We start from the raw sequence: 13,161 nt of genomic DNA, 5'->3' as shown, positions 1-13,161 counted from the left end.
CACGGCTGAGCAACAAAGTCGACGCCATCATCGCCCAGGTCGACATCGATGCGGTGCGCCGCCGCGAGAAACGCCACACCGAACGCCACCTCGACATCGGCGACCCCTACGACGGCCTGTGCCCCATCGAGGGCCAACTGCGCCCCACCGACGCCCGCGCCCTAAGCCAGACCCTGACCGCCCTGGCCGCCACCGTCTGCCCGCACGACCCCCGCACCCCCGAACAACGCCGCGCCGATGCCATCGAAGCCCTCACCACCCGCGCCACCCGCATGAGCTGTCTATGCCGGCGCACCGACTGCACCGCCCCCACCCGCCCACCAGCCTCCCCGGTGACCATCCATGTGATCGCCCCCCACGACGCCCTCACCAACACCGCCGGCGCCGACGGGACCGTGGCGGCGATGATCGGCGCCGCCGACGGACTCATCACCCCCGAACTGCTCGCCGACCTAGCCGTCTCCGCCACAATCGTGCCCCTGATCCACCCCGGCTACACCGCCCCCGAACCCACCTACCGGCCCTCAGCCGCACTGGCCGACTTCATCCGCGCCCGCGACCTGACCTGCCGCTGGCCCGGCTGCGAGGTACCCGCCACCCGCTCCGACCTCGACCACACCATCCCCTGGTCCCAAGGCGGACCCACCCACGCCGCCAACATCAAATGCCTATGCCGCACCCACCACCTGGTCAAAACATTCTGGGGCTGGACCGAAAAACAACTCCCCGACGGCACCCTGATCCTGACCTCCCCCAGCGGCGACACCCACATCACCACCCCCGGCAGCGCCCTGCTATTCCCCACCCTGTGCACCACCGTCGGCGGCATGCCCACCCCCGAAACCGACACCAGCACCGACTACTGCGGCGAACGGACCGCGATGATGCCCACCCGCCGCCGCACCCGCACCCAAAACCGCGCCCACCGCATCGCCACCGAACGACGCGCCAACCACGACGCCCGCACCACCACCCACACCACCAACTGGACCGACTGGACCCACTGGGCCGACAACCACCCACCACCCCACCCCGACGACGACCCACCACCCTTCTAGGGGCGCGGGTCAGTCGCTAGGCCAGGTCCAGCCACTGATCTGCGGGTCGTCCTCGCCGTGTTCACGGGTATACATGCGGGCCGACAGTCGCGCGTCGACCATCCGCTGGCGTAGTTCAGCCGCGCGGATCGCCAATCCGTCCACCCGGTCGATCACGTCGAGTACCAGGTGGAAACGATCCAGGTCGTTCAGCATCACCATGTCGAACGGGGTGGTGGTGGTGCCGCGCTCCTTGAATCCGCGCACGTGCAACCCGGCGTGGTTGGTGCGCCGATATGTCAGCCGGTGGATCAGCCACGGATATCCGTGATAGGCGAAGATGACCGGCTTGTCCGTCGTGAACAATGCGTCGAACTCCTTGTCCGACATGCCATGTGGGTGCTCAGAGGCCGGCTGTAGCCGCATCAGATCCACCACGTTCACCACTCGCACCGCCAACTCGGGCAACTCGCGGCGCAGGATGTCGGCGGCGGCCAACGTCTCCAGCGTCGGGATGTCCCCGGCACACGCCAGCACCACGTCGGGCTCACCGGTCGTGCTGCTGGCCCACTGCCAGATCCCAACGCCGCGGGTGCAGTGCAGGATCGCCTCCTCCATCGACAGATAGGACAAGGCGGGCTGCTTCCCGGCGACGATGACGTTGATGTAGTCACGACTGCGCAGGCAGTGATCGGCCACCGACAACAACGCGTTGCCGTCCGGCGGCAGGTAGACCCGCACCACCTCGGCGCGTTTGTTGGCGACCAGGTCGATGAAACCCGGATCCTGGTGGGAGGCGCCGTTGTGATCCTGGCGCCACACGTGCGAACTCAGCAGGTAGTTCAGCGAGGCGATCGGCCGCCGCCAGGGCAGTTCACGGCTGGTGGACAACCATTTCGCGTGCTGGTTGAACATCGAGTCGACGATGTGCACAAACGCTTCGTAGCAGTTGAACAGCCCGTGCCGGCCGGTCAGCAGGTAGCCCTCCAGCCACCCCTGGCACAGGTGCTCGGAAAGCACTTCCATGACGCGGCCGTCGGGAGCCAGATGATCGGCTGGACCGTCGTAGGGACCGGTCGCCGAGAGCCACACCTTGTCGGTCGCCTCGAACACCGGACTCAGCCGGTTGGACGCGGTCTCGTCGGGACCCATCATCCGAAAGCGGTCGAGGTTACGGGTGATCACGTCACGCAGGAAGTTGCCGAGCACTCGGGTTGCCTCGTGGGTCTCGGTGGCCGGACGCTCGACGTCCACCGCGTAGTCCCGGAAGTCGGGCAGGTCCAGATCGTGCAGCAGCAGCCCGCCGTTGGCGTGCGGATTCGCACTCATCCGTCGATCGCCTTGTGGTGCAATCGCTTTGAGATCAGCCCGTAGCGCACCGTCGGTGTCGAACAGTTCGTCGGGCCGGTAACTGCGCAGCCACTGCTCGAGCTGTTTGCGGTGCTCGGGGTTGTCGCGCGTGCCGGACAGCGGGACCTGATGGGACCGCCAGGTGCCCTCCACGTGCTGCCCGTCGACCTCTTTGGGGCCGGTCCAACCTTTGGGGGTGCGCAGCACGATCATCGGCCACACCGGACGGTCGGTCTGCTCACCGTTGCGGGCGGCGGTCTGGATCGCGCGAATCGAGTCGAAGGCATCGTCCAACGCGGCGGCCAGTTGCTGATGCACGTCGGCCGGATCGTCACCCGCGACGGTGATCGGCCGGTACCCGTAGCCACGCATCAGCGCCTCGAGCTCGGATTCCGGGATACGCGCCAGCACCGTCGGGTTGGCGATCTTGTAGCCGTTGAGGTGCAGGATCGGCAACACCGCACCGTCGACGACGGGGTTGAGGAACTTGTTGGAGTGCCAACCGGCGGCCAATGGACCGGTCTCGGCCTCGCCGTCGCCGATCACGCAGGCCACCACCAGGTCGGGGTTGTCGAACGCCGCCCCGAAGGCGTGCACCAGTGCGTAGCCGAGTTCGCCACCTTCGTGGATCGACCCCGGCGTCTGTGCCGCGACGTGGCTGGGAATGCCGCCGGGAAAAGAGAACTGCCGGAACAGTTTGCGCAGACCTTCGGTGTCCTCCTCAATCCCGGTGTACACCTCGCTGTAGGTGCCTTCGAGATAGGTGTTGGCGACCAACCCGGGACCGCCGTGGCCCGGGCCGGTGATGTAGATGACGTTGGCGTCGCGGTCCCGGATGATGCGGTTGAGGTGGACGTAGAGCAGGTTGAGCCCCGGTGTGGTGCCCCAGTGGCCGAGCAGTCGTGGTTTGACGTGTTCCGCGGACAGCGGTTCGGCCAGCAGGGGGTTGTCCAGCAGATAGATCTGGCCGACGGACAGATAATTGGCGGCTCGCCAGTACGCGTCGATGAGGGCCAGGTCGTCGTCGGTCAGGGGCGCGGGCTCGGTCTTCGTTGCGGTTTCTGGACTCATCCGGCCGATTCTTCCCGGCGCGGATGAACGGCGTCTAAGGGCGTCTCAGTCTTCGCCGCGCGCGCGGGCCTCGTACGCCTTGCGCTTTTCCACGTCCACGTCGTCGGTGAAGACGTGATCACCGCCGATCAGACGGTTAAGGCCCTCGGCCACGCGGCGTGGCCAGAACTTCTGCGACACCACCATCGCGCCGGCCATTTTGGTGATCCGCACCCGCGGTCTGGGTTTGGCCACCAACGCCACCACCGCGTCGGCGATCTCGGCCGGTTCGGCGTTGCGGAAGCCCTTGGCGCCGGAAGTGCCGGCGGTGAGTTCGGTGTTGACGAATGTCGGCAGCACTGCGGAGAAGTGCACCCCGGCGGCGCGGTACTCGAGCCGCGCCGAGTCGGTGAACGCCAGCACCGCGTGCTTGCTGGCGACGTAGGTGGCCAGCCCGACGATGTGCATCTCACCGGCCAGCGAAGCGATGTTGATGACGTGGCCGTGCCCACGCGGCACCATCCGCTGAGCGGCCAGCTTGCTGCCGAGTATCACCCCGTAGACGTTGATGTCGAGGATGCGACGGGTGACGGCGTCGGGCTCGTCGATGATCCGGCCCACCGGCATGATGCCTGCGTTGTTGATCAGCACGTCGATCGGCCCGAGTTGGCGCTCGACCTGGTCGAGGAAATCCGAGAACGAGTTCTGGTCGGTGACGTCGAGCTTGCCGTACACCTCCAGACCGAGGTCGGCCCCGGACTCCTTGACCGTGGTCTCATCGATGTCGCCTATGGCGACCTTGGCGCCCAGCTTGTGCAGCGCGGTGGCGGTGGCCAAGCCGATTCCCCGAGCACCGCCGGTGATAACTATGACTTTGCCCTGTACCTTCACACCGATCGATGCCGTGTCTGCCATGCGTACACGTTAAACCGCTGGATAATGGCACCGATGACGGAGGTACGCACCGCCGTTGCTGCGGACGCCGAGGCCGTGGCACGGGTGCACGTGCGGGCCTGGCAATCCGCTTACCGGGGTCTGATTGCGCAGGACTATCTCGACAGCCTCACACCGGAGGCACGGGCCCGCCGATACGACTTCGGCCGGCCCGGAATCGGCGTGCCGGTCACGTTGGTCGCCGTGCAGCACGACGCCATCTGCGGCCTGGTCACCTTCGGCCTGTGCCGGGAGGAGGACCTGCCGAACTTCGGTGAGCTGATGGCGATCTACGTCGACCCGGACTGCCTCGGCACCGGTATCGGCCGGTTGCTGATCGGCGCGGGGCGAGACCGGCTGCGGGGGCTGGGAGTCGAGGGCGCGGCGCTGTGGGTCCTGCGGGACAACGTCCGCGCGCGCCGCTTCTATGCGCGCGACGGCTGGCAGCCGGACGGGGCATCTCGCACCGAGAGTTACGGGGACCGGCCGGTGGCCGAAGTGCGGTACCGTCGCGTCCCCGTGTAGCGATCGCTCGGCTGCCTGCCCGACATCGGAAGCGGCGGGCGCAGGCCTCACGATAGGTTCGATTCATGCCCGTGGATCCCAGGACACCGGTGCTGATCGGCTACGGCCAGGTCAACCACCGCGACGACGTCGACCCCGACAAGCCGTCCATCGAGCCGCTGGACCTGATGGTCAAGGCGGTCCACAACGCCGCTGACCAGCACGTCATCGACGCTGTCGACGCCATTCGGGTAGTGCACATGTTGTCGGCGCACTACCGCAACCCGGGCCGGCTGCTCGGCGAGCGGCTCGGCCTGGCCGACTTCGCGGCCGGTTACAGCAGCGTCGGCGGCAACACCCCACAGTCGCTGGTCAACCGGGCGTGCCTGGACATTCAGCAGGGCCGGGCCGGGGTGGTGCTGATCTCCGCGGCGGAGACCTGGCGCACCCGCAACGCGCTGAAGAAGCAGGGCCGCCGGCTGGTGTGGACCGAGCAGGACAACTCCGTGCCGATGCCCGAGATCGCCGGCGACGACGTCCCGATGGCCGGCGACGCCGAAATCCGGATCAAGCTGGACCGGCCCGCCTACGTGTATCCACTGTTCGAGCAGTCGCTGCGCATCGCCAACGGCGAATCGGTCGAGGAGCACAGCAGACGGGTCAGTGAACTGTGGGCGCGCTTCAATGCGGTCGCCGTCGACAATCCCCACGCCTGGATCCGGCGGCCGGTGACCGCTGAGGAAATCCGCGAACCCAGCCCCGCGAACCGGATGATCAGCTGGCCGTACACCAAGTTGATGAACTCCAACAACATGGTCGACCAGGGCGCCGCGCTGATCCTGACCTCCGTCGAACAGGCGCAACGCCTACGGGTCCCGCCCGAGCGGTGGGTGTACCCGCAGTCCGGTACCGACGCGCACGACACATCGGCCATCGCTGAGCGCGGTGAACTGCACCGTTCGCCGGCGATCCGGATCGGCGGTGCCAGCGCGCTGGAGCTGGCCGGGCTGGGCATCGACGACCTCGATTACGTCGATCTGTACTCGTGCTTCCCGTCCGCGGTACAGGTCGCGGCGAACGAGTTGGGGCTGGCCACCGACGATCCCGCCCGGCCGCTCACGGTCACCGGCGGTCTGACGTTCGCCGGCGGACCATGGAGCAATTACGTCACTCATTCGATTGCGACCATGGCCGAGATGCTGACAGCGAACCCTGGTCGACGCGGACTGATCACCGCCAACGGCGGCTACCTGACCAAGCACAGCTTCGGCGTCTACGGCACCGAACCACCGACGGAGTTTCGCTACGAGGACGTGCAACCGGCGGTGGACCGGGAGCCCACCACGGTGGGGCCGGTCGAATGGGAGGGTGTCGGCACCCTGGAAGCGTGGACCACGCCGTTCGATCGGGACGGACGACCCGAGCGGGCCTTTCTGGCGGTACGCACGCCCGACCAGGCGCGGGTGCTGGCGGTCATCACCGATCCGGACACCGCCGCGGCGACCGTGCGCGACGACATTGCGGGAGCCAAGGTCATCGTCGCTGCCGACGGCACGGCGACGCTGCGTTGACCCACCGCGGTCACGTTAGTGACTCAATTCTGCGCAACCATGGTTGACGTGCTTATTGTCGTTAGATACACGCTGGGGGAGGTGACGCCACGTGCACGTACTGCTTACCGACGCAGTCGGCACAGTAGGGCGGTTGGTCGCACGCCAGCTCCTGGCCGCCGGACATACCGTCAGCGGCATCGCCACCCGCGCACACCCCGCCCTGGAGCCTGACGTCGAATTCGTTCGCGCGCCGCTGCGTCACCCGGTGCTGGCGGAGTTGGCAGCTGAAGCCGACGTCGTGATCCATCTCGCCCCGGTCGACCCCAGCGCGCCGGGCGGCGCCGGCCTCACCGGCGTCGCACATGTGGCGCATGCCGCGGCCCAGGCGGGGGCGCGATTGCTGTTGGTGTCACAGGCCGCCGGGCGGTCTGAGCTGTACCGCCCGGCTGAGCAGCTGGTATCCACCGGCTGGGCACCGAGCCTCGTCGTCCGCATCGCCCCACCGGTTGGCCGCCAATTGGACTGGATGGTGTGCCGGACAGTGGCCACCCTGATGCGCAGCAAGGTGTCGGCCCGTCCGATGCGGGTGCTGCACCTCGACGACCTGGTCCGATTCCTGGTGCTGGCGGTCGGCACCGACCGCACCGGGGTGGTCGATCTGGCCACTCCGGACACCACCAACGTGATCACCGCGTGGCGGGCGATCAGATCCGTCAACCCACGGCTGCGGCTGCACGGGGTGCCGGGTTGGGACGACCTGCTTCCCGAGCTGAATATCGCCACGGTGCAGGAGGATTGGGATTTCGAATACGGCTGGCGGGCTAACGACGCGGTGCTGGACACCGGCCGGGGCCTGACCGGTCGCAGACTCGACCCCGACGGCGCCGTGTGCGCCTCGCCCTCACTGGCGCTGCCGGTCGAGACGCCGCCGCGGCCGCGTCCGGCCCAGGACAGCCGCGCGGTAATGCCCGACGGGCTGGAAGGGGAGTTCGACGACCGCATCGATCCTCGGTTTCCGATCTTCAGCGCGACCGACCTGGCCGAGGCACTGCCCGGACCGCTCACCCCGCTCACGCTGGACGTGCAGCTAGCCGGCCTACGCGGCGCCGCGCAGGCCATGGGCCGGGCGCTGGCACTGGGCGAGGAGTTCGCCGAGGAGTGGTCCAACCGGGCGATAGCGGTGTTCGGCCACCGCCCCTACATCGGGGTATCGGCCAACATCGTCGCCGCCACTCAGCTGCCCGGCTGGGACGAGCGCGCCATCGCCCAGCGTGCCCTCGGTGACCGGGCCGCCGATCTGCTGCCGGGCGCAGACCCGCCCTCAGCCGGGCCCGTCGGCAAGGCGGTGGCGACCGCGCGCTCGGTCGCCCTGCTGCGCCACCTGCGGGCCGACACCCAGGCCTACGTCGCCGCCGCAGCGACCGAGCACGCCGGACCGGCGGAACTGGCTGCGCTGAGTGACGCCGCCCTGGAAGTCCGGTTGCGGCTGCTGCGCGACCGCATTCACCAGGGCTGGATCCTGACCGGACTGTGGGTCATCGACTCCGGCGTCACCGCGGCCACGCTCGAGCACACCCGGGCAGCTTCGCGCGTGTCCGGCATCGGGATGATCGTCGAGAGTGGCCGCGTGGCGGCCGAGACCGCCGCACTGGCGGCGCTGTTGCGGGCTGACCCGCCGTTGTGCGCGCTGGCCCGTCAGGGCAACGTCGGCAGCATCCGGGCGTTGTCGCCGACAGCGGCCGCTGCCCTTGATAGCCTGGTCGCCCACCTGGAGCACCGGGGCCCCGGCGAAGCCGAACTGGCCTGCCCGACGTTCGGCGACGACCCGGGACTGTTGCTGACTGCGGCGGCTGCGGCCGCCGACGCCACCGCTGCGGCCGTCGACCCGCCCGCATCGGTGTCCCAGCGGGTGGCCGACAGCGCCCGCACTTCGCGGGAACTTGCCCACGACACCACCATGCGGTTCACCCATGAGTTCCGCATGGCAGTGCACGAGTTGGCATCTCGGCGAGTGGCGGCAGATGTGATCGACACCGTCGACGACGCGCACTACTTGCTCTGCGACGAACTGGTCACTCTGCCCGCCGACGCGCGACTGCGGGTCAAGCGCCGCCGCGCCGAGCGTGAACGTCTGCAGTCGCAACACCCGCCCGATGTCATCGACGGATCAGCTCAGTAACTCGCGCAAGGACAACGCGTTTCGGACGGCGTGACCACCGAGGTCGTTGTTGAAATACACCCACACATCGCGGCCTTCGCCGTCCCAGGCGCGAATGCGGCCGGCCCAGTCGCGCAGATCGGCCGCGGTGTAGGAACCGGTGTACATCGAGGCCGGTTCGGGCCCGTGCAAGCGGATATAGACGAAGTCGGTGGTGGCGCGCCGGACACTTGCCAGCCCGGCGCCGCTCATGACCACGTAGGCGGCGTGGTGCCGTTCCAGCAGCGCATACACCTCGGGGGCGGCCCAGGAGGGGTGACGCAATTCGACGGCCACCCGAACCGGTGTGGGCACCAGGCGCAGGAATGAGTCCAGTCGAGCATCGTCACGCTGCTGCTCGGGATGGAGTTGGACCAGCAGCACCCCACGCCGATCACCCAGTAGCTGCCAGCAGCGTTCGAAGCGTTCGATCCACGGTTCCGGCGAGGCGAGCCGCCGGTAGTGGGTCAGTCCACGATGGGCTTTGACCGTCATGGTGAAGCCGTCGGGCAACCTCTCACGCCACCCGGCGAACGTCGAATCCTTGGGCCAGCGGTAGAAACTGGCGTTCAACTCGACGGTGTCGAAGACCTCGGTATACCGAGCCAATCGACGCGCGGCTGGTAACCGGGGTGGGTAGAGCACGTCGGTCCAGTGGTCATAGGACCACCCGGAGGTGCCGATCCGTACCGTCAACCGGCCGCCTGGTGGCGCACGTCGTCGTCTAGCGACACCCGCACCAGCGCCGCCGCCAGTTTGGCGTTGCTGCGCGGCGCCAGCGCGGAAAGTTTCACCGGATCGGTGGGCAGGTTCAACGCCTCTGCCGCAGCCAGGGCCCGGGCATCGAAATGCGGTCGCACCCAGGTCCACACGTCCTGCACCTCGCGCAAAAAGATGTCGGCACCGGTGTTGCCGATTCCTTTGAACTGCTTCAGCATTCGTGCAGCTTCGACCGGGTTCTCGGCGCTGCGGACAGCCAGGTCACGCAGATCGCCGCCAAATTCGTCGCGCACCCGCTCGGCGATGACGGTGAGCCTGGTGGCCGAACTCTCGTCATACCGGACGTAGTGGGCGCGACCGAAGGCCCTGATCATCGTCCTGCGGTCGGCTGCCAGCACGGCCTTCGGGGTGCGCAAACCGGCGTCGAACAATTCGCGACCGGCCCGCATCGCGATCGCGGCGTCGATGGGTTTGCTGGCCAGCATGCACAGCACCAGCAGCTGGAACAACGGCATGGGCTGGTCCCGGAGCCGGACGCCCGCCTCCGCCGCAAAGGTGATCCCGGCGACCCTGAGCAGCCGTCGTACCTGTGGCGCGGGGTCGTCCATGGGCGGGGCGTACCCGCACCGACACCGGGCAAACCGACCCGGTTACCTGCGCGGCAGGCTGCGAGCGTATTTCACCCCGCGGACAACCCAATTCTGTAGTTGGCGTTTGGTTTTCACGCCATCGGGTGACACCAGCACCCAACCGCGCGTTTCCCGGCCCGCCATCACCATCGGGCTGACGTGGTCTCGCGCCAGCAACGTGTCGGTGTCCTCCCGAGGCACCCGCACCATCAGACCACCCTGCCCGCTGACGCAGACGGACATGTTCCCGCCGACCAGGAACGCCAGTCCGCCGAACATCTGTTTTTCGTCGACTGCGGGCTCGGTGGCCACCAGTTCGCGGACCCGGTCCGCGAGGTGCGTGTCGTAGGCCACGGGGTCACACCGGTCGCGGAGCGGGGACGCCGATCACCCGCAACACCCATTCCCGGGGGACGCTGAACGACAGCGACCGGCGCGGAATGGTGGTCAGCACCGCTTCGGGAATCGCGGTCTTGTAGTTGAGCGACAACCTGCCGGAGAACGCGGGATCGACCTGGCTGACGTCGACGTCGAGCAGCAGTCCGGCTGCGCAGATCTCGGCCTGCACCGGACCTTCGGTGGGGGCGTCCCAGCGGAGGTCGATGGCGCGCCCAGCCAGCTTTGGCACCGTGGACAGCGTGCCCAGCACCCGCTGGGAAGTGATCGCCACCGCACCGGCGTAGCTACGGACGTTGCCCTTGGACACCTTGCCGGGCACCGATCCGGTGAACCGCAGGGTGACCGGGACGAACTCGGCCAGGTGGATGATGTTCTCGGTTTCGACCTCTGCCCGCAGGTCAGCGGGCAGTTTGCCGATCCTGAACATCTTGCGAAGCAACGCAGCCATCCGTGCACACTAGCGGCACTAGGCCGCTGCTGCCTCCGTCCGCGCCGGTTCCAGCGCCGCGGCGACGATGTCGGCCACGTCGGTCATCGGCAGCACAGTCAGCGTCTCGAGCACTTCGGCCGGCACGTCATCCAGGTCCGGCTCGTTGCGCACCGGGATGAAAACGGTTGACAAACCGGCACGTTGGGCGGCCAGCAGCTTCTGCTTGACACCGCCGATGGGCAACACCCGGCCGTTCAGCGTGACCTCGCCGGTCATGCCGACGTCGGAGCGGACCTGCCGCCCGGTGGCCATCGACACCAGCGCCGTCACCATGGTGACCCCGGCGGACGGGCCGTCCTTGGGCACCGCACCGGCCGGCACGTGTACGTGGATGCGGCCGTCGAGCACCGCGGGGTCGACACCGAGTTCTGCTGCGTGCGAACGCACGTAGGACAACGCGATCTGCGCCGATTCCTTCATCACTTCACCCAGCTGACCCGTCAACTGCAATCCGGGTTCACCGTCGGTGGCCCCGGCTTCGATGTAGAGCACATCGCCGCCCAGCCCGGTGACCGCCAGGCCGGTCGCCACGCCGGGCACCGCGGTGCGTTCGGCCGACTCCGGCGTGAACCGCGGACGGCCCAGGTAGCCAACCAGATCGGGCTCGTCGACGGTGATCGCCGACGAATCCTCGGCCAGCTTGGTGGTGACCTTGCGCAGCGCCTTGGCCAGCAGCCGTTCGAACTGCCGCACGCCCGGTTCGCGGGTGTAGTCGGCGGCGATCTTGCGCAGTGCGGCGTCGGTGACCACGACCTCGTCCTCGGTCAGCGCCGCCCGGTCCCGCTGCCGGGGCAGCAGGTAGTCGCGGGCGATCGCGACCTTGTCGTCCTCGGTGTAGCCGTCGATCTGCACCAGCTCCATCCGGTCCAGCAGCGCCGACGGGATGTTCTCGATCACGTTGGCGGTCGCCAGGAAGACCACGTCGGACAGGTCCAGATCCAAATCCAGGTAGTGGTCGCGGAAGGTGTGGTTCTGCGCGGGGTCCAGCACCTCCAGCAGCGCCGCACTCGGGTCGCCGCGGTAGTCGGAGCCCACCTTGTCGATTTCGTCAAGCAGCACAACGGGATTCATCGATCCCGCCTCACCGATGGCCCGCACGATGCGGCCCGGCAGCGCACCCACATAGGTGCGCCGGTGCCCGCGGATCTCGGCCTCGTCGCGCACTCCGCCCAGGGCGACGCGCACGAACCTGCGGCCCAGCGCCCGCGCGACGCTCTCGCCCAGCGACGTCTTGCCGACCCCGGGGGGACCGGCCAGCACCATCACCGCACCGGAGCCGCGGCCGCCCACTACCTGCAGTCCGCGCTGGGCACGGCGGGTGCGCACCGCCAGATATTCGACGATGCGGTCCTTGACGTCGTCCAGCCCGTGGTGGTCGGCATCCAGGATCTCCCGGGCAGCCGCCAGGTCGGTGCAGTCCTCGGTGCGCTCGTTCCACGGCAGCTCCAGCACGGTGTCCAGCCAGGTGCGGATCCAGCCGCTTTCCGGGCTCTGGTCGCTGGACCGCTCCAGCTTGCCGACCTCGCGCAGAGCGGCTTCCCGCACCTTCTCGGGCAGGTCGGCGGCCTCGACGCGGGCCCGGTAGTCCTCGGATCCGTCCGGTTCACCCTCGCCCAGTTCCTTGCGGATGGCGGCCAGTTGCTGACGCAGCAGGAACTCCTTCTGCGTCTTCTCCATGCCGTCGCGCACGTCCTCGGCGATCTTGTCGTTGACCTCGACTTCGGCCAGGTGTTCGCTGGTCCAGTCGATCAGCACGCGCAGTCGTTCGGCCACGTCCACGGTTTCCAGCAACTGGCGTTTCTGCACGTCGGACAGGTAGGACGCGTAGCCGGAAGTGTCGGCCAGCGCCGACGGGTCGGTGAGGCTGTTCACGTAGTCGACGATCTGCCAGGCGTCGCGTCGCTGCAGCATGGCCAGCAGCAGCTTCTTGTATTCCGCGGCCAGTTCCCTGACCTCGTCGGTCACCTCCGCATCGGGCACCTCGCTCACCTCGACCCACAGCGCGGCACCCGAACCGGTGGTTCCGGCGCCGATGTGCGCGCGGCGTTCACCGCGCACCACGGCCGCAGTGCCGCCCCCGGGAACGCGGCCGACCTGCAGGATCTTCGCGACCACGCCGTGGGACGGGTAGCGGTCGGCCAGCCGCGGCGCGATCAGCAGCTCACGCGCGTCGCCGGCCTGGGCGGCGTCGACAGCGGTGCGTGCGGCGTCGTCCAACGCAATCGGCACCACCATCCCGGGCAGCACGATCGGGTCGGTCACGAACAGCACCGGGATTGACTTGGATTCAGACATCCAT

The 13,161-nt window shown here is 68.2% G+C and carries 11 protein-coding genes; 4 read left to right on the top strand and 7 right to left on the bottom strand.

The window, feature by feature from the left end; genetic code table 11:
• Positions 1-1,058 (top strand): HNH endonuclease signature motif containing protein (locus AC5Y5Z_RS16805; protein ID WP_499926403.1); only part of this gene is annotated, 1,058 nt, incomplete at its 5' end.
• Between the two features lie 9 nt (positions 1,059-1,067).
• Here the strand turns inward: AC5Y5Z_RS16805 and AC5Y5Z_RS16800 are convergent.
• Together AC5Y5Z_RS16800 and AC5Y5Z_RS16795 are read right to left on the bottom strand one after the other, a co-directional pair.
• Complete coding sequence (locus AC5Y5Z_RS16800) at positions 1,068-3,458, bottom strand: phosphoketolase family protein (RefSeq protein WP_499926401.1); 2,391 nt, start codon at positions 3,456-3,458, stop codon at positions 1,068-1,070.
• Positions 3,459-3,503: 45 nt separating this feature from the next.
• The gene (locus AC5Y5Z_RS16795) at positions 3,504-4,352 is read right to left on the bottom strand and encodes an SDR family oxidoreductase (RefSeq protein ID WP_499918979.1); all 849 of its coding nucleotides are present in this window, start codon (positions 4,350-4,352) and stop codon (positions 3,504-3,506) included.
• Between the two features lie 33 nt (positions 4,353-4,385).
• Between AC5Y5Z_RS16795 and AC5Y5Z_RS16790 the strand changes: the two genes are divergently transcribed.
• The 3 genes from AC5Y5Z_RS16790 to AC5Y5Z_RS16780 all read left to right on the top strand — a co-directional run bounded on the left by AC5Y5Z_RS16790 (position 4,386) and on the right by AC5Y5Z_RS16780 (position 8,606).
• On the top strand, positions 4,386-4,895 hold the full coding sequence (locus tag AC5Y5Z_RS16790; protein WP_499926398.1) for a GNAT family N-acetyltransferase: 510 nt from the start codon (positions 4,386-4,388) through the stop codon (positions 4,893-4,895).
• Positions 4,896-4,960: 65 nt separating this feature from the next.
• Positions 4,961-6,445, top strand: a complete 1,485-nt coding sequence (locus tag AC5Y5Z_RS16785; RefSeq protein ID WP_499926396.1) for an acetyl-CoA acetyltransferase — start codon at positions 4,961-4,963, stop codon at positions 6,443-6,445.
• Between the two features lie 91 nt (positions 6,446-6,536).
• Positions 6,537-8,606, top strand: a complete 2,070-nt coding sequence (locus tag AC5Y5Z_RS16780; RefSeq protein ID WP_499926394.1) for a Rossmann-fold NAD(P)-binding domain-containing protein — start codon at positions 6,537-6,539, stop codon at positions 8,604-8,606.
• Here the strand turns inward: AC5Y5Z_RS16780 and AC5Y5Z_RS16775 are convergent.
• From AC5Y5Z_RS16775 to lon, 5 genes are read right to left on the bottom strand one after another with little or no spacing between them, the layout of a single operon-like run.
• Positions 8,595-9,320, bottom strand: a complete 726-nt coding sequence (locus AC5Y5Z_RS16775; RefSeq protein ID WP_499926392.1) for a DUF72 domain-containing protein — start codon at positions 9,318-9,320, stop codon at positions 8,595-8,597. The genes AC5Y5Z_RS16780 and AC5Y5Z_RS16775 overlap by 12 nt on opposite strands.
• The gene (locus AC5Y5Z_RS16770) at positions 9,317-9,952 is read right to left on the bottom strand and encodes an HhH-GDP family DNA glycosylase (protein WP_499926390.1); all 636 of its coding nucleotides are present in this window, start codon (positions 9,950-9,952) and stop codon (positions 9,317-9,319) included. The genes AC5Y5Z_RS16775 and AC5Y5Z_RS16770 overlap by 4 nt, the downstream gene beginning before the upstream one ends.
• Before the next feature lie 42 nt (positions 9,953-9,994).
• The gene (locus tag AC5Y5Z_RS16765; RefSeq protein WP_463824204.1) at positions 9,995-10,327 is read right to left on the bottom strand and encodes a TfoX/Sxy family protein; all 333 of its coding nucleotides are present in this window, start codon (positions 10,325-10,327) and stop codon (positions 9,995-9,997) included.
• Positions 10,328-10,331: 4 nt separating this feature from the next.
• Positions 10,332-10,820 (bottom strand): hypothetical protein, encoded by a 489-nt coding sequence (locus AC5Y5Z_RS16760; RefSeq protein ID WP_463824205.1) that lies wholly within the window; start codon positions 10,818-10,820, stop codon positions 10,332-10,334.
• Between the two features lie 18 nt (positions 10,821-10,838).
• Positions 10,839-13,157, bottom strand: a complete 2,319-nt coding sequence (lon, locus tag AC5Y5Z_RS16755) for an endopeptidase La (RefSeq protein WP_499926387.1) — start codon at positions 13,155-13,157, stop codon at positions 10,839-10,841.
• Positions 13,158-13,161: the final 4 nt, after the last annotated feature.

The sequence above is a fragment of the Mycobacterium sp. NGS29 genome (assembly GCF_059812965.1).
This window is presented reverse-complemented; position numbering and strand designations above follow the sequence as displayed.

Bases quoted from the DNA above. Each gene is read 5' to 3' on its own strand.
- AC5Y5Z_RS16800 (WP_499926401.1), bottom strand. From the start codon at position 3,458: ATGAGTCCAGAAACCGCAACGAAGACCGAGCCCGCGCCCCTGACCGAC.
- AC5Y5Z_RS16795 (WP_499918979.1), bottom strand. From the start codon at position 4,352: ATGGCAGACACGGCATCGATCGGTGTGAAGGTACAGGGCAAAGTCATA.
- AC5Y5Z_RS16790 (WP_499926398.1), top strand. From the start codon at position 4,386: ATGACGGAGGTACGCACCGCCGTTGCTGCGGACGCCGAGGCCGTGGCA.
- AC5Y5Z_RS16785 (WP_499926396.1), top strand. From the start codon at position 4,961: ATGCCCGTGGATCCCAGGACACCGGTGCTGATCGGCTACGGCCAGGTC.
- AC5Y5Z_RS16770 (WP_499926390.1), bottom strand. From the start codon at position 9,952: ATGGACGACCCCGCGCCACAGGTACGACGGCTGCTCAGGGTCGCCGGG.
- AC5Y5Z_RS16760 (WP_463824205.1), bottom strand. From the start codon at position 10,820: ATGGCTGCGTTGCTTCGCAAGATGTTCAGGATCGGCAAACTGCCCGCT.
- lon (WP_499926387.1), bottom strand. From the start codon at position 13,157: ATGTCTGAATCCAAGTCAATCCCGGTGCTGTTCGTGACCGACCCGATC.